Annotated in this window: 19 protein-coding genes, 3 tRNA genes and 2 rRNA genes; 10 read left to right on the forward strand and 14 right to left on the reverse strand. The window is 41.7% G+C overall.

The features are described 5' to 3' along the window. Positions 1–202: 202 nt before the first annotated feature. Positions 203–1,462 carry a transcription termination factor Rho gene (rho, locus tag L3V77_RS16945; protein ID WP_195704683.1) on the reverse strand — a complete coding sequence of 420 codons (1,260 nt, stop codon included), beginning with the start codon at positions 1,460–1,462 and terminating at the stop codon, positions 203–205. Between the two features lie 208 nt (positions 1,463–1,670). Continuing rightward, a complete protein-coding gene (trxA, locus tag L3V77_RS16950) occupies positions 1,671–1,997 on the reverse strand; it encodes a thioredoxin TrxA (protein WP_195704684.1) in 327 nt (108 codons plus the stop codon). A gap of 113 nt (positions 1,998–2,110) precedes the next feature. Here trxA and rhlB point away from each other — a divergent pair, with 113 nt between their 5' ends. Both rhlB and gppA read left to right on the forward strand, forming a co-directional pair. Then, positions 2,111–3,412 (forward strand): ATP-dependent RNA helicase RhlB, encoded by a 1,302-nt coding sequence (gene rhlB / locus L3V77_RS16955; RefSeq protein WP_275135152.1) that lies wholly within the window; start codon positions 2,111–2,113, stop codon positions 3,410–3,412. A gap of 18 nt (positions 3,413–3,430) precedes the next feature. Beyond that, positions 3,431–4,924: a guanosine-5'-triphosphate,3'-diphosphate diphosphatase gene (gene gppA / locus L3V77_RS16960; protein ID WP_275135153.1), complete on the forward strand. Its 1,494-nt coding sequence runs from the start codon at positions 3,431–3,433 to the stop codon at positions 4,922–4,924. A gap of 30 nt (positions 4,925–4,954) precedes the next feature. Here the strand turns inward: gppA and L3V77_RS16965 are convergent, their stop codons facing one another. From L3V77_RS16965 to recQ, 3 genes are all read right to left on the reverse strand, one after another. Then, positions 4,955–5,626, reverse strand: a complete 672-nt coding sequence (locus tag L3V77_RS16965; protein ID WP_275135154.1) for a 7-cyano-7-deazaguanine/7-aminomethyl-7-deazaguanine transporter — start codon at positions 5,624–5,626, stop codon at positions 4,955–4,957. Positions 5,627–5,871: 245 nt separating this feature from the next. Continuing rightward, positions 5,872–6,183 (reverse strand): DUF3630 family protein, encoded by a 312-nt coding sequence (locus tag L3V77_RS16970; protein WP_275135155.1) that lies wholly within the window; start codon positions 6,181–6,183, stop codon positions 5,872–5,874. Beyond that, positions 6,173–8,011, reverse strand: a complete 1,839-nt coding sequence (recQ, locus tag L3V77_RS16975) for an ATP-dependent DNA helicase RecQ (RefSeq protein WP_275135156.1) — start codon at positions 8,009–8,011, stop codon at positions 6,173–6,175. Before recQ ends, L3V77_RS16970 begins: the two co-directional genes overlap by 11 nt. 173 nt (positions 8,012–8,184) lie before the next feature. Here recQ and rarD point away from each other — a divergent pair, with 173 nt between their 5' ends. Together rarD and L3V77_RS16985 are read left to right on the forward strand one after the other, a co-directional pair. Further along, positions 8,185–9,096: an EamA family transporter RarD gene (gene rarD / locus L3V77_RS16980; protein ID WP_275135157.1), complete on the forward strand. Its 912-nt coding sequence runs from the start codon at positions 8,185–8,187 to the stop codon at positions 9,094–9,096. 348 nt (positions 9,097–9,444) lie between these two features. Beyond that, entirely contained in the window at positions 9,445–9,570 is a 126-nt protein-coding gene (locus L3V77_RS16985) for a hypothetical protein (RefSeq protein WP_275135158.1), read from the forward strand. A 178-nt stretch (positions 9,571–9,748) separates the two neighbouring features. Here the strand turns inward: L3V77_RS16985 and uvrD are convergent, their stop codons facing one another. Further along, entirely contained in the window at positions 9,749–11,920 is a 2,172-nt protein-coding gene (uvrD, locus tag L3V77_RS16990; protein ID WP_275135159.1) for a DNA helicase II, read from the reverse strand. Between the two features lie 275 nt (positions 11,921–12,195). On the opposite strand from uvrD, the gene L3V77_RS16995 reads away from it, so the two are divergent. From L3V77_RS16995 to L3V77_RS17010, 4 genes are all read left to right on the forward strand, one after another. Continuing rightward, positions 12,196–12,456 carry a DUF2282 domain-containing protein gene (locus L3V77_RS16995; RefSeq protein ID WP_275135160.1) on the forward strand — a complete coding sequence of 87 codons (261 nt, stop codon included), beginning with the start codon at positions 12,196–12,198 and terminating at the stop codon, positions 12,454–12,456. Positions 12,457–12,535: 79 nt separating this feature from the next. Beyond that, positions 12,536–13,390 carry a DUF692 domain-containing protein gene (locus L3V77_RS17000; protein WP_275135161.1) on the forward strand — a complete coding sequence of 285 codons (855 nt, stop codon included), beginning with the start codon at positions 12,536–12,538 and terminating at the stop codon, positions 13,388–13,390. Then, entirely contained in the window at positions 13,387–14,148 is a 762-nt protein-coding gene (locus L3V77_RS17005) for a DNA-binding domain-containing protein (RefSeq protein WP_275135162.1), read from the forward strand. Before L3V77_RS17000 ends, L3V77_RS17005 begins: the two co-directional genes overlap by 4 nt. Positions 14,149–14,160: 12 nt before the next feature. After that, complete coding sequence (locus L3V77_RS17010) at positions 14,161–14,643, forward strand: DoxX family protein (RefSeq protein WP_275135163.1); 483 nt, start codon at positions 14,161–14,163, stop codon at positions 14,641–14,643. A 29-nt stretch (positions 14,644–14,672) separates the two neighbouring features. Here the strand turns inward: L3V77_RS17010 and L3V77_RS17015 are convergent, their stop codons facing one another. Then, entirely contained in the window at positions 14,673–14,954 is a 282-nt protein-coding gene (locus tag L3V77_RS17015; protein ID WP_195704695.1) for a hypothetical protein, read from the reverse strand. Between the two features lie 111 nt (positions 14,955–15,065). Further along, the gene (locus L3V77_RS17020; RefSeq protein ID WP_275135164.1) at positions 15,066–16,250 is read right to left on the reverse strand and encodes a multidrug effflux MFS transporter; all 1,185 of its coding nucleotides are present in this window, start codon (positions 16,248–16,250) and stop codon (positions 15,066–15,068) included. Between the two features lie 106 nt (positions 16,251–16,356). Here L3V77_RS17020 and L3V77_RS17025 point away from each other — a divergent pair, with 106 nt between their 5' ends. Next, on the forward strand, positions 16,357–17,298 hold the full coding sequence (locus L3V77_RS17025) for a LysR substrate-binding domain-containing protein (RefSeq protein WP_275135165.1): 942 nt from the start codon (positions 16,357–16,359) through the stop codon (positions 17,296–17,298). An 83-nt stretch (positions 17,299–17,381) separates the two neighbouring features. Then, positions 17,382–19,169: an aminopeptidase P family protein gene (locus tag L3V77_RS17030; protein ID WP_275135166.1), complete on the forward strand. Its 1,788-nt coding sequence runs from the start codon at positions 17,382–17,384 to the stop codon at positions 19,167–19,169. 836 nt (positions 19,170–20,005) lie between these two features. Here the strand turns inward: L3V77_RS17030 and crcB are convergent. From crcB to L3V77_RS17060, 6 genes are all read right to left on the reverse strand, one after another. Continuing rightward, the gene (gene crcB / locus L3V77_RS17035; RefSeq protein ID WP_195704699.1) at positions 20,006–20,389 is read right to left on the reverse strand and encodes a fluoride efflux transporter CrcB; all 384 of its coding nucleotides are present in this window, start codon (positions 20,387–20,389) and stop codon (positions 20,006–20,008) included. Between the two features lie 747 nt (positions 20,390–21,136). Then, positions 21,137–21,213: transfer RNA gene (locus L3V77_RS17040), tRNA-Asp, on the reverse strand. Positions 21,214–21,307: 94 nt separating this feature from the next. Beyond that, positions 21,308–21,423 (reverse strand): 5S ribosomal RNA (gene rrf, locus L3V77_RS17045). Between the two features lie 122 nt (positions 21,424–21,545). After that, positions 21,546–24,438, reverse strand: a 23S ribosomal RNA gene (locus L3V77_RS17050). Between the two features lie 384 nt (positions 24,439–24,822). After that, positions 24,823–24,898, reverse strand: a tRNA-Ala gene (locus tag L3V77_RS17055). Between the two features lie 126 nt (positions 24,899–25,024). After that, a tRNA-Ile gene (locus L3V77_RS17060) sits at positions 25,025–25,101 on the reverse strand. Between the last annotated feature and the right edge of the window lie 115 nt (positions 25,102–25,216).

The following is a 25,216-nucleotide window of genomic DNA, read 5'->3' on the forward strand; positions in this document are numbered from 1 at the left end:
TCGATTATTGAAATTGTTGCTATTTTATAACAAAAAAATAACGAAACCGACTTTTTAGCGTGGAATTGTTCGAAATATAATAAATAAGAGAGGTTCTTGGTTTTTAGATGCTGACTTAAAAACAAAAACGCCACTCGTATAAATACGCGTGGCGCTTCTTAGTAGCTCTATTCTTAAAAGCTATTAGTTCTAAAACGTGACGTTATTGTCTACGCATCGCATCGAAGAACTCGTTATTTGTTTTGGTCATTGCCAATTTGTCGATTAAGAATTCCATCGCATCAGATTCACTCATTGGGTGAACAATCTTGCGTAGAATCCACATCTTCTGAAGTTCATCTGACTTCGTTAGCAATTCTTCACGACGCGTACCTGAACGGTTAAAGTCGATGGCTGGGAATACACGTTTTTCTGCAATCTTACGATTAAGGTGCAGCTCCATGTTACCAGTACCTTTAAACTCTTCGTAGATGACTTCATCCATTTTAGAGCCCGTATCAACCAATGCAGTAGCGATAATCGTTAAACTACCACCTTCTTCAACGTTACGTGCCGCACCGAAGAAACGCTTAGGACGATGTAGTGCATTAGCATCAACACCACCCGTCAAAACTTTACCTGATGATGGAACAACGGTGTTGTATGCACGAGCAAGACGCGTAATAGAATCAAGCAAAATGACCACGTCTTTTTTATGTTCTACAAGACGTTTTGCTTTTTCGATTACCATATCAGCAACCTGTACATGTCGAGACGCAGGTTCATCGAAAGTTGACGCAATAACTTCACCTTTTACAAGGCGTTGCATTTCTGTCACTTCTTCAGGGCGTTCATCGATAAGTAAAACCATCAATATACACTCAGGGTGATTGTGAGCAATACTTTGCGCAATGTTTTGTAGCAACATTGTTTTACCCGCTTTTGGCGGAGCAACAATCAAACCTCGTTGGCCTTTACCAATAGGTGAAGCCAAGTCTAAAACACGTGCGGTAATGTCTTCTGTCGAACCATTACCACGTTCCATCGTCATGCGTTCATTTGCATGTAAAGGAGTCAAGTTCTCAAAGAGAATCTTGTTACGCGCGTTGTCCGGTTTATCGTGGTTAACAGTGTTAACTTTTAGCAAAGCAAAATAACGTTCGCCATCTTTAGGTGGTCGAATTTTACCCGCTATTGAGTCGCCAGTACGCAAGTTAAAACGGCGTATTTGGCTTGGTGATACATAAATATCATCTGGACCCGCAAGATAAGAACTATCTGCACTACGTAAAAACCCAAAACCGTCTTGAAGGATTTCTAATGCACCATCTCCAAAAATGTCTTCACCGCTTTTTGCGTGGGCTTTGAGAGTAGAGAAAATAATGTCTTGTTTACGTAGACGAGCAAGGTTTTCCAGACCGAGGCTTTCACCAAGCTTGACAAGCTCAGGTATAGGCCTGTTCTTCAATTCAGTCAGATTCATAGTAGTGGATGCTTTAGCTTTTGTTGTCAAAATAGGATCTGTTTGTTTAGTTATGATTTTTTCGGTCTAAGGAGCGACCAAGAAATGAACATTTGTTTATTTATCGTGCGACAAACTAGCACTAAATGAAAGACTAGTCTAGTTTTACAAAAAACAAAACCGCGCAAATGTTAAAGTGCACGGTTTCTCGCTCTATATCAAAACTAAACTACAGGTTTGTGTCTAAAAACTCTTTTAATTGAGATTTAGAAAGTGCACCAACTTTCGTTGCTGCTACACTACCATCTTTAAAAAGAAGTAACGTTGGAATACCACGAATACCAAATTTTGGTGGTGTACCAGCATTTTGGTCGATATTTAGTTTGCCGATAGTGAGTTTGCCTTCGTATTCATCTGCGATCTCATCTAGAATAGGTGCAATCATTTTACAAGGTCCACACCATTCAGCCCAAAAATCAACTAATACAGGCCCTGCAGCTTTGATTACATCGTTTTCAAAACTTTCATCTGATAGCTGCAAAAATTTATCACTCATCTTCCACTCCAATGTGTTTATATGCTACTGGTTGGATGATAACCAGGAAATAGATTCCCTATTGGAATGTATTTGCTTCCGTATTGCAACCCTTAACTGATATTCTATAACTTATGAAAAACACTCATATCACAGAGCACAAATTCGCCGACTTCGGTTTACTGCCGCAAGTCATTGAAGGTTTAGATAAAAAAGGGTTCGAATATTGTACCCCTATCCAAGCTTTGGCGTTGCCGGTACTGCTCACCGGCCAAGATATTGCAGGCCAGGCCCAAACGGGTACTGGTAAAACGTTAGCGTTTCTTACTGCTGCTTTCAACCACTTACTAACCACTCCGGAGCAAGAAGGGCGGAAACCAAACCAACCTCGCGCAATTATTATGGCGCCGACTCGTGAGCTAGCGATTCAGATCTACAACGATGCTGAGTCTCTAGTTGAATCGACAGGGCTAAAAGCTGGACTTGCTTATGGTGGCGAAAGTTACGATAAACAAGTATCAAAATTAGAACAAGGCGTAGACATCCTCATTGGTACAACAGGCCGAATTATAGACTTTTACAAACAAAAAGTTTTTAATTTGAACCACATCCAAGTCGTTGTACTTGATGAAGCCGATAGAATGTTCGACTTAGGTTTTATTAAAGATATTCGCTTTCTTTTCCGTCGCATGCCGGAACCGACTGATCGCTTGAATATGCTTTTTTCCGCCACACTTTCTTATCGTGTACAGGAATTAGCCTTTGAGCACATGCATAACCCAGAGCATGTTGTTGTTGAACCAGGACAAAAAACTGGGCATCGCATCCAAGAAGAGCTCTTCTATCCCTCAAACGAGCACAAAATGTCTCTTCTTCAGTCTATTATTGAAGAAGAATGGCCAGATCGCGCGATTATTTTTGCGAATACAAAATACAAGTGTGATTCAATCTGGGGTCATTTAGCTGCAGATGATCATCGTGTTGGCCTTCTAACTGGCGATGTCCCACAGAAAAAAAGAGAGCGGATCCTAGAGCAATTTACTCAAGGTGAAGTCGATATTTTGGTTGCAACGGATGTTGCTGCTCGTGGATTACATATTCCTCAAGTAACTCATGTATTTAACTACGATCTACCTGACGACTGCGAAGATTACGTCCATCGAATTGGTCGTACGGGTCGCGCTGGAGAAAGTGGCAATTCCATCAGCTTTGCTTGTGAAGAGTACGCGATTAACTTGACCGCAATTGAAGAATTCATTGAGCACACAATACCTGTATCAGATTATGACCCGAGCGCTTTACTCGATGATCTTCCACAGGCACTTCGTACGCGTACAAGACCTAGCAACAACCGTAGACCGACAGGTGGTCCACGTAACGGTAATCGCAGCAATAATAAGCGAAGTAACTACCGACCACGTCAACCACGTAGTTAAGGGATAGATAAAGTAAATATGGATCAAGCAATCTCATCACCGCTTTATGCGGCCATTGACCTAGGCTCGAATAGCTTCCACATGCTCGTTGTACGGCATATTGATGGAAGTGTTCAAACAATGGCAAAGATTAAGCGGAAAGTTCGCTTGGCTGCTGGACTCAATGAGAATAACGCTCTCAGCCCTGAAGCGATGCAACGAGGCTGGGACTGTTTAAGATTGTTTGCTGAAAGATTACAAGATATCCCTGAAGAGAATATCCGCATTGTTGGCACAGCAACACTACGAACGGCCACTAATGTGGATATTTTTCTGAAACGCGCAAATCATATTCTTGGATATGACATAAATATCATATCTGGTAAAGAAGAGGCTGGAACGATATATAAAGGTGTCGCTCATACATCTGGTGGCTTAGGTAGAAGGCTTGTTGTCGACATTGGTGGTGCAAGTACCGAACTCATCATCGGAGAAGGCTTCAACGCAAAAGCATTAACCAGTGTAAAAATGGGGTGTGTCACTTGGTTAGAAAAACACTTTAAAGATCGTCAGCTTAATACACACAATTTTGACGCTGCAATTGAGGCAGCAAAAACAACTTTACATCCAATTCTTAACCAATATAGCGATATCGGTTGGGATGTATGCGTAGGCGCCAGTGGAACTGTTCAAGCTCTGCAAGAGATAATGCTTGCACAAGGCATGGACGAAGTGATCACTCACTCCAAACTTAAGCGATTGCAAAAACAGGCGATGCAAGCCGATCATTTAGAAGAACTAGAAATAGACGGTTTGACCTTAGAAAGGGCGTTGGTATTTCCAAGTGGATTATCCATATTAATCGCCATTTTTGAACTCCTAAAGATCGACACCATGACATTAGCAGGCGGTGCTCTGCGCGAAGGAATGGTCTATGGGATGATGGCTGAAATGCAACACGATGATATTCGCTCTCGAACCATTAACAGCGTTCAGTCTCGTTATCAAATAGATAAACTCTATGGAGAGCAAGTGTTCAACGTATCACTTTCTCTACTTCAGCAGTGCGGTGCTAGTACTTGGGTACCTGAATCCCAAGCATCAATATTACTTGAAGCCGCAGCCAAGCTTCACGAAATAGGACTCGCTATTGATTTTAAAAAGGGTGGTCAGCACAGCGCCTACCTTTTGCAAAACCTCGATCTACCGGGCTTCACCCGTGCACAAAAATACTATATTAGCGAATTAACTCGTCGCTATAGAGATCCGCTCTCTTCATTGCCAGAGCAGCATGCTATTTCTGAACTAAGTGGTAAGAGATTACTCCGTCTACTAAGAATTGCGATTATCTTAACGCATCGAAGAAGCTCTGAATTAGAGCCACAATATCGTATTGAAGCGGATCAAAATTCGCTGATTATGTCGATTCAAAAATCATGGTTAGAACAAAACCCACTGACAACGGCTGAACTTGAAATAGAGTCTAACCGTCAATCCGATATAGGATGGCCGTTGATAATAAATGCTGAATAATCGGAAGTTAGAGTTAGATTATTTTAATGTCTAAACATTTATGCCAGTTACTTTCAAGTCAGAGTTCATCGCAGTCATTCTCTTAACTAAGTAGTTGAGAAACATACCGTACATAGGTACGAATAATCCCAAGCTGATAATTAACTTAAAACCATAATCAACCAAGGCGATTTCTTTCCAATGTTGAGCCATAAATGCATCTGGGCTTTGATAAAAAGCAATAGCAAAGAAAGCTAATGTATCAAGAGCATTACCAATTAAGGTTGAACACGTTGGTGCTATCCACCACTGTTTCAACTGACGCAGGCGATTAAATACATGGACATCGAGAATTTGACCCAATAGGTATGCCATGAAACTGGCAACAGCTATACGTGCAACAAATAGATTGAATTCCGTTAATTGTCCAAAACCTTGAAATTGTCCTTCAAAGAAAACCACAGACAATAAATATGAGACGATTAGAGCCGGTAACATTACTAAGAATATTATTTTCCTGGCCAACTTGGCACCAAAAACACGTACTGTAAGGTCCGTTGCTAGAAAAATAAACGGGAAGGTAAATGCGCCCCAGGTGGTATGCATACCAAAAATGGTAAATGGCAGTTGAACCAAGTAATTGCTAGACGCAATAATCACCAAGTGAAACAGAACAAGTATAGAGAGTGCTTTACGCATTTGCGCAGGGGTAAAATTATTCATTTTGTACCTTTTTAGTTTTGCTTGGGGTTGAGGGAACCCAAGTAGACAACATGTCTTCTTTAAAGCAGTTAACAATGCTCTTACGAGCGGGCGACGATTATACATCAATCAAATGAAGCTTCAAGAGCCTAAAAGAATAGCAAACGTTTAAGTCTGCAAATTTATTTATACTGGATGTTTGGTTACGCTACGACGGATTCCTTGATAATAATGAATTGGTCAGATAGTGATGAGCATCCTTAAAACTAAAATCCTTGTGAAAACAGACTCGCTAAATAAGCGACCTCTTCCCAGCTTTCTTCTTTGTACAAGGCCTCGAGCCACACAGATTCAGAGTAATGCTCTGCCCTTAAAAAAAAGAGACAACCTTCAAAATCAATCAACCAAGAATGGAGATCGGCATCAAGTTGCTTCTCTTTAATCTCAGCCGATAATAGACAGACTAGCTCTTCACCAACTTTGGGGAAAGAATCAACATCAAAAGATGGCGAAGACAAGATTAGCTTGCCTTCCACCTTTATATGTTCAATTAACCCCCAGCGTTTGTTAATCTCCATGGGTAACATGCTCCTGTATAGCATCTAAAAACTTGTCAGCGTACTTCTCGAGTTTGACCTGCCCCACGCCATTCACTGCAAGCATTTCACCATATGAAGTCGGTAAAATTTCAGCCATATCAATCAATGTCGCATCACTAAATACGACATACGGAGGTAAGCCAACTTCATCCGCGATAGACTTTCGCAGCTTACGTAACTTGGAAAATAATTTTTTGTCATAATTACGATTCGCGAGCTTGTTCGATTTCGCCGCCCTAACAGCCGTATCTAATCTTGGAACGGCGAGTTCAATTGCCATCTCTCCTTTTAAGAGTGGTCTCGCCTCTTCCGTTAGTTGCAATGTCGAATTACGAGTAATGTTCTGACATAGCATTCCTTTATGAATAAGCTGACGCATAATACTAATCCAGTAATCGTGACTATGTTCACGCCCTAGACCGTAAGTAGAGAGCTTATCGTGACCGTTCTCTCTAACACGTATATTTTGCATTCCTCGCAAAACTTCCACTACATAGCCCATACCAAAGCCTTGATTGACACGGTACACACAAGATAGTGCTTTTCGTGCTGCTTCTGTTGCATCAAAATGTTTTGGCGGATCCAAGCATATATCGCAGTTTCCACAAGGTTCATGCCTATATTCACCAAAATAGTTGAGCAATACTTGTCGACGACAAGTTTGCGCTTCAGCAAATGCACTCATGGCGTTGAGTTTATGTGTTTCTACTCTTTTTTGATCACCTTTTGGCTTTTCGTCCAATATTTTTCGTAACCAACCCATATCTGCCGGATCAAATAGCATCATAGCTTCAGCAGGAAGACCATCACGACCTGCACGTCCTGTTTCTTGATAATAAGATTCAATATTTCTTGGTATATCAAAATGAACAACAAACCGAACATTCGGCTTATTTATCCCCATACCAAAAGCAACGGTAGCAACCACAATCTGAACATCATCTCTTTGGAAAGCATCTTGAACATAGGCTCGTTCATCAGAATCCATGCCTGCATGATAACCTGCAGCACGAATGTGGTTATTGCACAGTTTTTCAGTCAGCATTTCTACTTTCTTTCGACTACCACAATAAATAATTCCACATTGGCCTTTTTGAGTTGCCAAAAAACGGACCACTTGTGAAACAGGTTTGTGTTTCTCTACAAGATTATAACGAATATTGGGACGGTCAAAACTCCCTAGATAGATCAACGCTTGGCTAAGATGCAGTCTAGAAACAATATCTTTTCTTGTTGCATCATCGGCTGTCGCAGTTAAAGCCATAAACGGAACGTTAGGAAATTGCATCCTTAATTGACCTAAGGCAGCGTATTCCGGCCTAAAATCATGCCCCCATTGTGAAATACAATGTGCTTCATCAACTGCAATCATTGAAACTTGCACCCACGACAATCGTTCAGTGAAATCTTGGCTTAACGCTCGCTCAGGAGAAACATATAACAGTTTCAGTTTCCCGTTGTTCATTCTAGCGAAAACAGTGCTCAACTCTTCCCTTGTCATTGAAGAATTCAGGCATCCAGCGGCAACACCATTTGCTTTTAACTGGTCGACTTGATCTTTCATCAACGAGATAAGTGGCGAGATAACTATTGTTAGCCCTTCCTTAACCAATGCAGGTATTTGATAACAAAGCGATTTACCACCCCCCGTTGGCATAATCACTAAACTATCTTGGTCATTTAGAACGGCAGTAATAACTTCCTCTTGGCCGTCACGATAATTCTGATAACCAAATACATCATTAAGTATCGACTTTGCATCAGGTTTATCAGCATCGATTTGCTGAGCTAAAAGCTTGGAAGTCATTAGTATCCTAATAGATAAAGTACGGAGTAGTCATTTAAGAAATGGGGTTCTTAATATAGCGAGACATTGTAGTTGGGTTTAGCAGGGAATAACACATCAAATTATTAGGTGAATATGTGATATCGCTTTTATACTTGCTCTCTTACTCCAAATAACTAATAAGTTTAAAAAGCATGACATCCGAACAACAGGCTAGATCAAAACAAGGCGTATTACTGGCGATTGCCGCATACACCATGTGGGGCATAGCGCCTATCTATTTTAAGGCCATCATTGAAGTTGCACCATTAGAGATACTTAGCCACAGAATTATATGGTCATTTGTCTTTCTTGCTTTTCTTTTGCACCTAGGTAAACGATGGAAAGTCGTCGCAAAAGTTCTGACCCATAAGAAAAGCATGCTTTTTTTAACTATTACTTCACTGCTTGTTGCGACAAATTGGTTAATTTTCATTTGGGCGGTGAATTCTGAACATATGATTGACGCGAGTTTAGGCTATTACATTAATCCACTCTTTAATGTATTGCTGGGCATGTTTTTTCTAGGGGAAAGACTCCGAAAACTTCAATGGTTCGCAGTGCTACTTGCCTTCATAGGTGTGGCTATTCAAATATTCGCGTTTGGTCGAGTTCCTGTCGTGGCTCTTGCTTTAGCGACTAGTTTTAGTTGTTATGGGTTACTTCGAAAAAAAATCAATCTAGATGCCCAGACTGGGTTATTTATTGAAACGATGATTATTCTACCCGCAGCGCTCATTTACCTCACCTTTATTGCTGATAGCCCAACCTCAAGCTTACTCAATAATGATTTGAATCTAAATTTACTCCTTCTTACTGCGGGTATTGTCACCACCCTGCCTCTGCTCTGCTTTAACGGCGCGGCGACTCGTATCATGTTATCAACATTAGGTTTTTTCCAATATATTGGTCCCAGCTTGATGTTTTTGCTTGCCGTGTTTATATATAACGAACCTTTCTCAGCAGACAAGGCGATAACTTTTGCCTTTATATGGGGTGCATTGTTCATCTTTAGTTTAGATGGCTTAAAGTTCGCCAATCAAAATAGAAAAAAACGAAAAGCCTAGAAATGTGCAAAATATGACTTTTCACTCCGTTTTTTATCTAAGAGATTAGACTATTTCTTTGTGAGAGATCTCTTACAATGGCGTAAGCCATTCCGTGTTTCTCTATTGAGAAACAGACTCTTACTTAACATTAATCCTTTAAAATCAATATCTAACAATGACAGGCATGACTTTTTAAAATTAGGAAGATATTTACCCCTCTTGTTGATAGGCAGATAATTGCTATTATTTGTCTTGTCGGAAGGATACTGACACGGAACAGGAAAGCACCAAGGATCAGGTGATCTTCAGGATGAAGATATGATTATTCAGGATGAGTAATCTGCAAGGAAAGCGATTGGACATTGAATGGACGCAATAGTAACTAGGATGGTTACTACTAAGGAAAGACAATGGACACCTCTGGAAGAGGCAAGGATTGAACATCAGGATGATGTAAAGGACACCGCTCAAGGATCAAGTGACGGACGCTGACGAGGATTGTTAGCAGATCAGGATAAGATCAAGGACACCGCTAGGAAGGCGATGAAAAGGAATACGCTGAAGGATTACAGCACACTATCATGGATTTGATGCATGGAGCATATTTAGTAGCCGGATTGCTGCAAGTAAGACTATGACCCCGATACTTTTGTATCGGGGTTTTTCTTTTCTACATTTTTTCTAATTTTGCGTATTGCGTAACCAGCCATTTTATCCCTTCACCATTAAAGGCAACTTGAACTCGGCTTTGTGGACCACTACCTTCAAAGTTTATAATTGTTCCTTCACCAAATTTGGGGTGAGTGACTCTTTGACCTAAACTAAATCCAGTTTCATTGAAATTCTCTTTCACTATTGTTTGGCTAAAACGTCCGCTTGTGGCTGGTCTGCTAATCTGGGCTTTCATGCGAACTTCTTCTATACAGCTTTCTGGTAATTCTTTTATGAATCGAGAAGGTTTATGGTATTTATCTTGGCCATATAAACGACGCATTTCTGCGTAGGTAATAAAGAGTTTCTCTTTCGCACGAGTCATGCCAACATAACAAAGTCGTCTTTCTTCTTCTAAGCGACCCGCTTCTTCTGCTGACATCTGGCTTGGGAACATGCCTTCTTCAACCCCAACCATAAAGACCATTGGAAATTCTAAACCCTTAGCGCTATGTAAAGTCATCAATTGAACGGCATCATCAAACTCATCGGCTTGCCCTTCACCCGCTTCCAATGCAGCATGTGATAAAAATGCTGACAACATTGTCATATCATCCGCTTCTTCAGGTTTTTCGAACTGTCTCGTTGCGGTGACGAGTTCTTCTAAGTTCTCAATACGGGCTTTGGACTTTTCTCCCTTCTCCTGCTCGTACATTGCAAACAAACCTGAAGACTTAATTACATGATCGGCCTGTTGATGAAGAGATAACTCAGCCGTGTCATCTTCAAGGGCATCAATCAGTTCGATAAATCGGCTTAAAGCGCCTGCTGCTCTGCCAGCAAGTACTCTTTCGTTAAGCAATGCCACACTTGCTTCCCACATCGTAGCGCCGCGCTCACGAGCAGCTAACCGTATTGTCTCTAACGTCTTATCTCCCATACCACGGGTTGGAGTATTAACTACCCGCTCAAACGCTGCATCATCTCGTCGATTTGCCGTCAAACGCAAATAACTCAATGCGTCTCTAATTTCTTGGCGTTCGAAGAATCGCATACCACCATATATTCGATAAGGCAATTTGGCCTGGATGAGCGCTTCCTCTAAAACTCGAGATTGGGCGTTATTTCTATATAGCATTGCAGAGTCGACAAGCAGGCCGCCTTTCTCTTGCCACTCTTTTATTTTACTCACAGTAAAGCGAGCTTCATCCAACTCATTGTAGGCAGAATAAACAGAAATCTGTTCGCCATCTTCTCCGTCAGTCCAAAGCTCCTTACCCATTCGTTCCGTATTATTTTCGATTAGCTCATTGGCTGCTTTCAATATTGTTTTGGTCGAACGGTAATTTTGCTCAAGACGAATAGTCGCGACGCTAGGGAACTCTTCGGTAAATTTGTGGATGTTTTCTATTTTTGCACCGCGCCAACCATAGATAGATTGATCATCATCCCCAACTATCATCACATGGCTTGTTTTGCCTGCCATCAATCGAAGCCAAGCGTATTGGATATTGTTAGTATCTTGAAACTCATCAACAAGAATATGTGAGAAACGAGCTTGGTAGTGTTCTCTGATAAACTTCTTATCACGAAGCAATTCTGTTACACGTAACAAAATTTCTGCAAAATCGACCAACCCAGCTCTATCACATGCCTCTTGATATGCAGAATAAACTTGAAGCCAAGTTTGTGTGATCGGATCTTGATAAGCATCTATATGCTTAGGTCTTAAGCCTTCATCTTTCTTGCCGTTTATCCACCAAGCAGCTTGTTTTGCTGGCCACTGCTTTTCATCTAGGTTCTGCGCTTTTATTAACCGACGAAGTAAACGCTGTTGATCATCAGAATCAAGGATCTGAAAATCTTGCGGTAAGTCAGCATCTAAATAATGAGCTCTGAGTATCCGATGACAAATGCCATGAAAGGTACCATTCCACATTCCAGAGGCACTGCCCTTCATCAATTCTTCAATCCGCCCTCGCATTTCTGCCGCGGCTTTGTTCGTAAATGTAACGGACATAACTGAAAACGGAGATGCATTTTCTACCGTCATTAACCAAGCAATTCGATGGACCAAAACTCTTGTTTTACCACTACCTGCTCCGGCTAATACCAGCATATTTTCTAACGGTGCGCCAACCGCTTCTCTCTGCTTATCGTTAAGGCCATCAAGTAGTAATGAAGCATCCATCGTTTATTCCTAAATACAGTTACTGGTTATTTATACATAAGTTAACGATTATACATTAAACATCTTATTTAGCGCCGTTTAGTCCAAATAATTTTTTAATATTTTATGTCTTTATTTTCAATCAGTTAAAATGGAAATGAGAATTAATTGTAAGTAGTTGAAATTTTTCGTCAAAAGAACAGCTCCTATTCAATAAGCAAGTTAATGAATGGCTCAACAATAACAATATTAACTCTGCCTAACTAAACTATGGAATAAGTTCAAAGGAAAATATTATGAAAAAGTCTAATCTAGCCGTTACAGCAGTCGTTACCAGCCTTCTAGCAATTGGTGCAACAACACTAACCACTACCCATGCCGTTGCTGCAGATAAAGAGAAATGCTTTGGGGTAGCTAAAGCAGGAAAAAATGATTGCGCAACGAAAAACAGCTCTTGTGCAGGAACTTCAAAAGAAGACGCCCAGAAAGATGCGTTCATCATGGTACCTGCAGGCCTTTGCGATCGTCTGGCGGGTAGCAGTACTTCATCTAGTTAATCTTTTCTCTAGAGCAATCTAATAATCTTTCCCGATTTAAATGATTGTTCTAGGTAAAAGAAAGTCAAAGGGTTCTATTATGCTATCTGATTTACATTACCAAGTTGGTGTTGGTCTTCGAACGCCACACATCGATTTTTTTAAAGAAAGTACACCAGAACTTAGCTGGTTAGAAATTCATAGCGAAAATTATTTTGATATACGCTCTCAACAAAGAAATGACCTTCACGTTTTACGTGAACATTACGATATTAGCTGTCATGGTATTGGCCTTTCTCTTGGATCTATCGCGCCTGTAAACGAAGGTCACATGGCAAAACTTAAAGCTTTGGTTGACGATATCGATCCTATCTTTGTTTCCGATCATCTAAGCTGGAGTGAGAATGGAGGACATTATTTCAATGATCTACTTCCATTACCTTACACTGAAGAAGCACTCCGTGTCTTTTGTCGAAATGTCTTAACAGTTCAAGATTATCTAAAACAGCCAATATTGGTCGAGAACCCTTCTAGTTATTTAAGCTTTAACCATTCGACAATTGATGAGTGGGTATTTTTGTCTGAAGTACAGAAACGCACTGATTGCCAGCTCTTGCTTGATTTCAACAATATACATGTATCCTCATTTAACCACGGTTTTTCTAGCGAGAAGTACCTAGATGGTATCGATGCAAATACAGTAAAAGAGATCCATTTAGCTGGATTTACGAGGAAAATCACCGAAAAAGGCGAAGTCTGGATAGACACACACAGCCGACCTGTGAGTGATGAAGTTTGGGCACTTTTCTCTAATTGGATAGCAAAGCATGGTTCGAGGCACACTCTTATAGAGTGGGACTTGGATATACCCGAACCGGACGTGTTGTTAGCTCAGGCTGAAATTGCTAGCCGCCATTTACATTCTTTGGGGAACCAGATACGGAAGGTATCATGACGTTATCGTTATCAGAACTTCAACGGAACTTCTCAAAAGCACTTCACTATAAAGCGAACGGTGATGATTGCGATATTTGCAGTAATCATTTCTCCTCTGACGAACGCTTGCAGATATATCGAAATAGTTTCATTATCAGCCTTAGTGAAGTTCTATGTTCTACCTATCCGATCGTCTTAAGCCTAGTAGGACAAGAATGCTTCGATGGCCTTGCTCGAAAGCATATCCTTTCCTACCCTCTGCAAGAGGGAAATGTTGCTGGTTATGGTGATGGTTTTTCAGAAACCATAAAATCCGTTGAGCAGGTTGTTGCAGCCGTGCCCTATTTGGCAGATATAGCAGCCTTGGAATGGGCAATCGATGATAGCAACCAAACGTGTAATCAACCTGCTCCAACACCAAACCTTTATACCTTCGATAGACTTCAAACATTCAGTGCAGAACAACAAGCCGATATATGCTTATTTTTAAATCCAGCACTTAATTTAGTCACCTCAAATTACGCTGTTTTTTCCATCAGAAAAGCGATCAAAAATAATAATTTTGTTAATTTGGAAATAAACCAACCAGAAAGCGGTATTGTATTAGTTTTAAACAAAGATGAATTATTAGTTGTAACACTTAATAATGAGGAAATATCACTTCTTGAGCAAGTTAACGCCAAGACGCCACTTGGTAAAATCAATCAGAACTTAGTCGTACACCTACAAAAATTAATATCTTTAAACTTATTTATCGGTTTTCAGGTACATATATAGTCAGGGGATAATATGCCAGTTTTAATTCAAAGAATATTTACACAATATCAATCCGCATCCAAGCAATTTCAACAGATTTCTATCCCTTTTCTTTTACTTTTTTGTCGGTTGTGGGTTGCGTGGGTCTTTTTAAATTCAGGACTCACTAAAATAGCTACATGGGATAGCACGCTCTATTTATTTGAATACGAGTACGTCGTTCCGTTCTTGCCGTGGGAACTTGCTGCATATTTGGGGACCGCGGCAGAATTAGCATTACCAGTATTTATCGCATTAGGGATATTAACTAGACCGATGGCGGTGGCGTTGTTTGGATTTAACATCATAGCGGTGGCCTCATACCCATTACTTTGGGAGAAAGGGTTTTATGACCACCAGTTATGGGGCTTGATGATATTAATAAATATTGTTTGGGGTGCAGGTGCGCTATCAATAGATTATTTAGTTAAATCTAAAGTTTTTAATATCAGATCAGAAAATAGCTACCTGAATTAGAATAAATAGGCTCTATCTAAAATAGGAGCCTATTTATCTAAGAATTTTTGTAACTCTTCTGCAGAAATTCCTTGCTCGGCTAGTTCCTTAGCCATAAGTTCAACCTGCTCACCTTTTCGTGATTCGATTACTCTTTGAAATTGATAAACGATATCTCGCAGTATATAAAGTGGTACTTGTTTGGCTGCGCTTCGAATTCGTTCTTCACTTTGATTACCTAACTCGTTGAGCAATTTGCCAAACATTATTTTTTCTGGCGATTCTTCTAGTTGCTCTAATATGCGAGCCATTTCATAAGTCGTTAATGACATTAGATGTATATATTTCCAACGGTTAATAGTAGGTATGCACGGTGTGCACTCTGAATATACACTGTATTCTTTGCTTGGAAAACAAACATTCTACTAATTGTTGGAATTATATTAATGACAAGGTTGATGCCACAATCTTCCACGCTTGCTAAATAAGATAATTAAAGCGGGCGCGATGAAAAACATCTGTAATGCAATCCCATTCTGAGCATCTAGACCCAATCTTTGTACCGTTCCAACAACAATACCTGCTCCACTCATTTGAAACAGTCCAACCAATGCTGCAGCTGTGCCCGCTCTATCACCAAATGGAGCCAGAGCTTTTCCTGCTGAGATCCCTAATACAAGTGCGAAACCGACAGATGATAAAAAAATTGGCAGCATAAACGCCCAAGGGTATTGGTGGCTCGGCAATAGCAGCATTAATGTGCCACCAAGAAGCATCGTTACAATGCCTATAATTAGCGCACTATGTGTTCCTTTACTGTCCATTAACCTAGGAGCCAAAAAGGCCGCGAGAATATTAACCACGGCATTAACACCAAACCAAAATGTAAACGCGTTCATACTCAACCCCATTTGCTCCATCAGTACAATTGGTGCTGATGTAACGTAGGCAAGGATTACCCCCATTGAAAGCATGCAAAGTGACGCATGAAACAAGAAATTTGTATTTGAAACTACACTTAAATATCGCTGTAACTTAAATACCTTTTGATTTTCTTGAATAGGATTCGTCTCTTTCATTCCAAGTAATATAAGACTACCCACTACGAGAGCGAATATAGCCATAAATGAGAAGTTACTACGCCAACCGAATTGCTGAGTAATATAACTGCCTAGTATCGGCGCAAGAGCGGGAATAAAGCATATGGCGCCATTAAGGTAGCTAATCATTCTGCCACTTTTTTCAGCACCAAACATATCCCTAACCGTCGCAAAAGCCGCAACAGCTGTCGCGCATGCTCCAAAACCTTGTAGTAATCTAGCAATAAGTAAGAATTCAATACTACTTGCTAACCAAGCTAAGTAAGCACTCACCCCGTATATCATAATTCCAGTCAACGCTATTTTCTTACGACCATATTTATCAGCTAAAGGGCCAGCGAACAGTTGTCCAACCCCCATAGAAAACAGAAACCAGGTCACCGTGTCTTGTGCCAACGCATGTTCCACGTGGAACGTTTCGGAGATTAAAGGTAGTGCTGGTAGGTAGATGTCGATAGCTAACGGGCTAAACAGAACCAACATGACTAATAATGCCATTTGAAACTTATCTGTCGTCTGATTATTCATTGTGATCACTTGCCATATCATGTTGTGGACTCGCATAATATAGAGCTACTGATATGAACTCAAATGGCTTATAATCATTACAACTATTCCTCCTTGGAATTTCACGATGAACCTAGAGAACCTGTCTCGGATAGATTTAAACCTTCTAGTTTGCCTTAAAGTTCTATTTGAAGAACTTAACGTCACAAGAGCAGCAAACCGTTTGTATGTCAGTCAATCGGCAGTGAGTAAGTCGCTTGCAAAATTACGCGTTCAATTTGAAGATCCTCTTTTCGTACGTACATCGCATGGTCTAAAACCAACACCGAGAGCACTTAATTTACACCCAAAGCTAGACCGTCTAATACATCAATTAGAACTTATTAACCAACCTGATATTTTTTCCCCAGATTCTTCTCGGATTAAGTTCAATATTGCTTTAGTTGAAAGCGCTTATCCCCTCATACTTCCACACTTTTTACCCGCACTGTTCAGTAATGCCCCCCACATCACCATAAGTTCTCATAACTGGACAGATGAAACATTTCAAAATATTCGTAACGGTGAATTGGATATTGGGATAACGGGTAGAGATATAGACATGACTCACGCCGCGTTAACGATGCCTACGCCGAAATATATCTCTGAAACCGAAATATACCGCGATAGACAGATGTGCGTCGTTAGAAAAAATCATCCAATATTGGATGAGGAGTGGACGCTAGATCGCTACCTCGCGCTTAGGCATATCCAAGTACGTTGTGATGGGAGTGATCGATGGTTATTGGACTACAAGTTGGCTGAACAGGGGTGCGAACGTGATATTGCTATCACTGTCCCAGATTTTAATAGTGCTTCTGCACTTTGTACCTATAGTGACTTTATATTTACTGCACCAAGCTATTTTACTAAACTCGTAGCGAATCATTATGACCTAACTTTAGTGCCTCTTCCTTTGGACTTTCCTCCTATGGCATACACACTTTTTTGGAGCGCTGAAAGGGAGAATGACCCAGCATTGAACTGGTTAAAAACACTTATCATAGAGAAAACTCGACATCTAAGGTAATGGTTCAAAATATATCAACTATAGCGTTCTGGTAACAGTTCGATTCTCAAACGTTCGACATCTATACATTAAAAGGAATGTTAATGAACACTACAATATCGCAAAGGGTTGAATCCTTACGTACGTGGCTTGCCACCCATAATTATGACGCAATTATCATTCCTCATGAGGATGAGTTCCTAGGGGAGTATATTCCCGCGCATAACGAACGACTCCATTGGGCGACAGGATTTACTGGGTCTGCTGGCGCAGCAATTATCACTAGGGACAACGCAGCCATATTTGTTGATGGTCGGTATACGGTACAAGTCAAAAATCAAGTACCTAGTGATATATTTGAATATCACCATCTAACCGAAGCACCCTATTGGCAATGGCTAAATGCCCACAAGAATTTGATTAAGACTGTCGCTTATGACCCTCGAATGCACCCAGCGTCATGGCTTGAAAATATTGGAAATCTGCTAGATACCGATATGCGATTGGTGGAAACGTCGAACAACGCTGTCGACGATTGTTGGGATGACCGGCCGAATGCAAGCCTGACGAACATGCGCCTTATGAGTAAAGATATTGTAGGTTTAGACAGTTTGTCGAAACGAGAAAGTATCGCTGAAATGCTTTCCGACAAAAACGCCGATGCGGCAGTCCTGACTCGTTTGGATACTATCTGTTGGCTATTGAACATACGAGGTTTAGATGTGTCTCGACTGCCAGTCTTGTTGTCACACGCCATTATCTATTCTGATGCTAGTGTTGATTTCTTTATTGAGCAAGAGCGTGTTTCCTCTAACTTTGATACGCATGTAGGCGGTGGTGTTACCATTGTCCATCCGACGCAACTCACCCGACACTTAGAGAATCTAAGTGGTAAAAGTGTATTATTTGACCCCACCTCTAGTAGCGCTTGGTTCAAGCTCCAGATGGATCATTTTTCAGTTAAAATGATAGATGAAGCTGATCCTTGTTTATTACTCAAAGCAGTTAAAAACTCGACCGAGATTAAAGGGATGATTTCAAGCCACATCACTGATGGCGTGGCAATGGTGAAATTCTTGAATTGGCTTGATACCGAAGTTGATTCTGGGAGATTACATAATGAAGCATATCTGTCAGATCGATTACAAAACTTCAGAGAAGAACATGAAGAACTGGTCGACCTTAGTTTCGATACTATTTCGGCAGCGGGTTCTAATGCTGCTATGTGTCATTATAATCATAACGATCAAGAGATTCCGGGGAGCCTAACGCTCAACTCACTCTACTTAGTTGACTCTGGGGGTCAGTATCCTAACGGCACGACGGACATAACACGAACCGTAGCTATTGGTACACCAACAGATGAAATGAAGACACTCTTTACTCTCGTGTTAAAAGGTCATATTGGGATCGCGACAGCCGTCTTCCCTCATGGTACAACGGGAAGCCAGATAGATGTGTTGGCTAGGCAACATCTGTGGGCTAATGGTTTTGATTTTGACCACGGGACCGGTCACGGTGTCGGCCACTTTCTAAGTGTTCATGAAGGACCACATAGTATATCTAAGAGACCGAATACCGTCGCTTTGTTACCTGGAATGGTCGTTTCGAATGAACCCGGTTATTACCGAGCCAATAATTTTGGTATACGTATCGAGAATTTAGAGCTTATTATTTCAAAGGTCACGACTGGCGACTTTTCTGGGCTTGGCTTTCAAGAATTAACGCTCTGCCCTATCGATCTAAGATGTATAGATGTTGATCTTTTGACTAAACCAGAATTACGATGGTTAAACGCCTATCATGAAAAAGTACGTACAATCTTATCTCCACTCGTAAACCGCGAGATTGGCGTATGGCTGGCCAATGCCACCTCGTCATTAAGTCATTAAGTCATTAAGTCATTAAGTCATTAAGTCATTCTTAAGTTGAAGTTAACATGCAGCGTAAAACGCTGCATGTTTCACGTGAAACGTATCAAGATAACCTCACCATGAATTACCTACGAGCAATATTCTATAGTAATGTTGTACGTCAAAGTTTCAATCGAACGAGTATCGATTAAGCCCAAACATACTCGTTCCAACTATTTCACGCTTCTTAAAATCGAATGATTCGAAACATCCCATTAGATGACTTGGAAACCCATAGTAAATGTAATTTAACGCCAAAAACATTAGAGGAAGAAGAATCTCGTTGCTCCAATTCGGTACTCAGCTAGATATAAACCCTCCGAAAAGGGCCTCTGACCATCTAAAATTCAGATCGATATCTAACTAGAATCTCAACAAATCTTATTGTCTCTCGAAAACAACTCGCCACATTTAGTAACCTACCTCAATACCACTCTCCAATAGGGCTATTATTGACGAATGATTATCGAAAATAGTTACCCTATTGAAAAATCGACAGCTAGTTTTTGATTGGGTAGAAAGTTGGTTTACCGCTTAATTTTGAAAAGTACAACCTCAGATCATAGAATGGTAGAGTAACTATCGTCTTTGTTTCACGTGAAACATTAGAGTGCATCAAATAGGCCTTAGATGTTAGATCGCTATTTAACAAGGGCACTACATAATAGATATTACCAACACATTTCAATAGCTATCATTAATGGGCCACCCAGGTCATTATCTTGGTTTAGCAAATATTAAGCATCAATTTTTAATATCACCTTAAACAAAAAAACATCGACAGTAATGTCTATTCGCCAGAATAATGACTCAATCTAGGTACGAGTCAGAAGCTGAAAACCTAACCATGCAGCTGAAATACTTAGAATTACATTAAGTAATATATTGAGTCCCATCTTAAAAAAAGCACCTTGCTGCAACAATAAAACGTTATCCATCGAAAAAGTAGAAAACGTTGTTAGAGCACCTAAAAAGCCAAGACCGATAACTTGTCTCCATGGAACCTGAGCCAATAACTCAGTTTCAAAAGCAGCAATGAGCAAACCCATAATGAAAGAACCCACAACGTTAACTGTTAATGTTCCATACGGGAATCCCCTCCCCATCAACATAACGCAAAGCTCGGAGATCAAATATCGAGAGCACGCACCAAACGCTCCTCCTATCGCGATAAAACCTAAGATTGTAAACTGACTCATAATTAACCAAAGAAAAGAAGCTTGACGATATTCTATAGATTTAGCTATAAATTAACCAATAAAAATAACGCATAAGCAGTATAGTTATGCCAACTAATTCGTTAGATTTTAAATGTTACAGGCGTAACTTAAGCTGTATATACATACATACTTAAGCTGATTGGTTAGTTTTCTTCTTAGGTTATCTAAGATTCACTATCTAACCCTTCATTCCTCGGAGCGTTATCGAAATCTGTGTTTTGAATCTAAGATCTAAGTTCATCTGATTATAAACTTCACGATTAGGAGTTACGTTTATTAAATTCGGAACTGCTAAGCATTAGAACGTTCTCTACACAATAAAAAGCTAACCAATTGAGTAACCACTTTAGAGGGTATTCTAAAGCGCCCGGCAAGTTTGTGACCATTTACTCAAGACGTCCCTGTACGCTCAACAATGAACCTCTTTGTCCTTTGAGCTCCGCCCCATGGTAATCATATTGTGGATTAGGTCATTTTCCTGATTCATGAGAAGCCTCAGCATGTCCGCTGAGGCTTCTTAACTTTTCTTGTGAGCTTGTGGCGGAGTGGACGGGATTCTCTCTCTGTGTACAACACGCGCGTCTTCCGGCGTGACAGGTAGGCTTCGCCAAACAAAAGTGAACCAACTGAACAACCACTCCTACTACACAGGGTATTCTTTTCTTCTATAAACGCAAAAAAGCCCCAGCATTTCTGCTGAGGCTTCTGAACTTTTCTTGTAAGAACTGGCGGAGTGGACGGGACTCGAACCCGCGACCCCCGGCGTGACAGGCCGGTATTCTAACCAACTGAACTACCACTCCACATGGTATTCTTACGCTAATTAAAGTCTCATAAACAATGCTTTAACTAGTTTTTGCCTTTATCTTTCCTAAAAAAGATAAAAACGATATTAAAACCTGGCGATGTCCTACTCTCACATGGGGAGACCCCACACTACCATCGGCGCTGTTGCGTTTCACTTCTGAGTTCGGCATGGGTTCAGGTGGGTCCACAACGCTATGGTCGCCAAGCAAATTTGGTCAAGCTTCCTATCACGATAGAAAACTCTAATAATCTGGATTACTGACTTAAATAAAAGTTCACACACATTCAATGTTCTTACATTGAGTCCACAAAACCCCTTGGGTGTTGTATGGTTAAGCCTCACGGGCAATTAGTACAGGTTAGCTCAACGCCTCACAACGCTTACACACCCTGCCTATCAACGTTCTAGTCTCGAACAACCCTTTAGGACACGTAAAGTGCCAGGGAAGACTCATCTCAAGGCTCGCTTCGCGCTTAGATGCTTTCAGCGCTTATCGATTCCGAACTTAGCTACCGGGCAATGCCATTGGCATGACAACCCGAACACCAGTGGTTCGTCCACTCCGGTCCTCTCGTACTAGGAGCAGCCCCTTTCAATCTTCCAACGCCCACGGCAGATAGGGACCGAACTGTCTCACGACGTTCTAAACCCAGCTCGCGTACCACTTTAAATGGCGAACAGCCATACCCTTGGGACCGACTTCAGCCCCAGGATGTGATGAGCCGACATCGAGGTGCCAAACACCGCCGTCGATATGAACTCTTGGGCGGTATCAGCCTGTTATCCCCGGAGTACCTTTTATCCGTTGAGCGATGGCCCTTCCATTCAGAACCACCGGATCACTATGACCTGCTTTCGCACCTGCTCGAATTGTCATTCTCGCAGTCAAGCGGGCTTATGCCATTGCACTAACCACACGATGTCCAACCGTGTTTAGCCCACCTTCGTGCTCCTCCGTTACTCTTTGGGAGGAGACCGCCCCAGTCAAACTACCCACCAGGCACTGTCCGCAACCCCGATAAGGGGCCGACGTTAGAACATCAAGCATACAAGGGTGGTATTTCAAGGTCGACTCCACTCCATCTAGCGACGAAGTTTCAAAGTCTCCCACCTATCCTACACATGTAGGGTCAATGTTCAGTGCCAAGCTGTAGTAAAGGTTCACGGGGTCTTTCCGTCTAGCCGCGGGTACACTGCATCTTCACAGCGATTTCAATTTCACTGAGTCTCGGGTGGAGACAGCGTGGCCATCATTACGCCATTCGTGCAGGTCGGAACTTACCCGACAAGGAATTTCGCTACCTTAGGACCGTTATAGTTACGGCCGCCGTTTACCGGGGCTTCGATCAAGAGCTTCGTCCGAAGACTAACCCCATCAATTAACCTTCCGGCACCGGGCAGGCGTCACACCGTATACGTCATCTTACGATTTTGCACAGTGCTGTGTTTTTAATAAACAGTTGCAGCCACCTGGTATCTGCGACTCCCGATAGCTCCATCCGCAAGGGATTTCACCGTCAAGAGCGTACCTTCTCCCGAAGTTACGGTACCATTTTGCCTAGTTCCTTCACCCGAGTTCTCTCAAGCGCCTTGGTATTCTCTACCCGACCACCTGTGTCGGTTTGGGGTACGATTTCTTATAATCTGAAGCTTAGAGGCTTTTCCTGGAAGCATGGCATCAATGACTTCATCACCGTAGTGACTCGACATCGGGTCTCAGCCTAACAATTTCCCGGATTTACCTAAGAAATTAGCCTACACCCTTGAACCTGGACTACCATCGCCAGGCTCACCTAGCCTTCTCCGTCCCCCCATCGCAATTATAAGAAGTACGGGAATATTAACCCGTTTCCCATCGACTACGCCTTTCGGCCTCGCCTTAGGGGTCGACTTACCCTGCCCCGATTAACGTTGGACAGGAACCCTTGGTCTTCCGGCGTGGGAGTTTTTCACTCCCATTATCGTTACTCATGTCAGCATTCGCACTTCTGATACCTCCAGCAGACCTTACAGTCCACCTTCAACGGCTTACAGAACGCTCCCCTACCCAACATAATAAATTACATTGCCGCAGCTTCGGTGTATAGCTTAGCCCCGTTACATCTTCCGCGCAGGCCGACTCGACCAGTGAGCTATTACGCTTTCTTTAAATGATGGCTGCTTCTAAGCCAACATCCTGGCTGTCTGAGCCTTCCCACATCGTTTCCCACTTAGCTATACTTTGGGACCTTAGCTGGCGGTCTGGGTTGTTTCCCTCTCCACGACGGACGTTAGCACCCGCCGTGTGTCTCCCGGATAGTACTTACTGGTATTCGGAGTTTGCAAAGGGTTGGTAAGTCGGGATGACCCCCTAGCCTTAACAGTGCTCTACCCCCAGTAGTATTCGTCCGAGGCGCTACCTAAATAGCTTTCGGGGAGAACCAGCTATCTCCAGGTTTGATTGGCCTTTCACCCCTAGCCACAAGTCATCCGCTAATTTTTCAACATTAGTCGGTTCGGTCCTCCAGTTGATGTTACTCAACCTTCAACCTGCCCATGGCTAGATCACCTGGTTTCGGGTCTATACCTAGCAACTCGACGCCCAGTTAAGACTCGGTTTCCCTACGGCTCCCCTATACGGTTAACCTTGCTACTAAATATAAGTCGCTGACCCATTATACAAAAGGTACGCAGTCACAGGACGCAATGCCTGCTCCTACTGCTTGTACGTACACGGTTTCAGGTTCTATTTCACTCCCCTCACAGGGGTTCTTTTCGCCTTTCCCTCACGGTACTGGTTCACTATCGGTCAGTCAGTAGTATTTAGCCTTGGAGGATGGTCCCCCCATATTCAAACAGGATATCACGTGTCCCGCCTTACTCGTTTTCACTTAAAATGATGTGTCGGTTACAGGGCTATCACCTTGTATCGCGATACTTTCCAGAATCTTCACCTGCATCATTAAAAGCTTAAGGGCTAATCCAATTTCGCTCGCCGCTACTTTCGGAATCTCGGTTGATTTCTACTCCTCCGGGTACTTAGATGTTTCAGTTCCCCGGGTTTGCCTTATTAACCTATGTATTCAGTTAATAATACTAGCTTTTGCTAGTGGGTTTCCCCATTCGGAAATCGTAGACTCAAGTGGCTTTTACTGCCTTATCTACGCTTATCGCAAGTTAATACGTCCTTCATCGCCTCTGACTGCCAAGGCATCCACCGTGTACGCTTAGTCACTTAACCATACAACCCCAAAGGGTTTCGCTTACGCGAAATAACAACGAATTGTTATTGTATTAGCAACCAAGGTTTCTATCGTTGCCTCATTATTTGAATGAGCGAGACAACATTTTCGATTTTGCCGGACTCAAATATTAAACATCTAACCGAAGTTAGCTGTTTCCAAGAACACTTGAATGTGTGTTGGTTTGTTATCACCGAAGTGACAACAAGACCCTAGAGTTTCCTTTTAAAAAAAGGATCCAATAGGATTTGAGAACTTTTATTTTGATAAATAATAATCAATTATTTATCAGTCAGCTTTCCAAATTGTTAAAGAGCAAAGATTCATCAAATGAACCATTTTTAAATATTCTTTTCTCTATGCAGAGTAAAAACACTTAAAGATGGTGGAGCTATGCGGGATCGAACCGCAGACCTCCTGCGTGCAAGGCAGGCGCTCTCCCAGCTGAGCTATAACCCCATCAGTTGGGTGTTTTTTTGATAACTCATTAAACTAAACTGAGAAAATTCTTTTTATGCAAGGCAAGTTAGGAGGAGGCATAATAATAATATGCGACGACTGACTTAACGCGGCAGAAGAAGATTTTGGTGGGTCTGAGTGGACTTGAACCACCGACCTCCCGCTTATCAGGCGAGCGCTCTAACCAGCTGAGCTACAGACCCATTCTTGCTTTATGTTTTCTCTTAGTTGAACGAAGAAAAATCATGACGCAATAACAGAAGATATTTCTGAGTTATCATCTCTTTGCTTTTCTAAACCTATTTCAATCTGTGTGGA

The sequence above is a fragment of the Vibrio sp. DW001 genome (assembly GCF_029016285.1).
GTDB lineage: Bacteria > Pseudomonadota > Gammaproteobacteria > Enterobacterales > Vibrionaceae > Vibrio.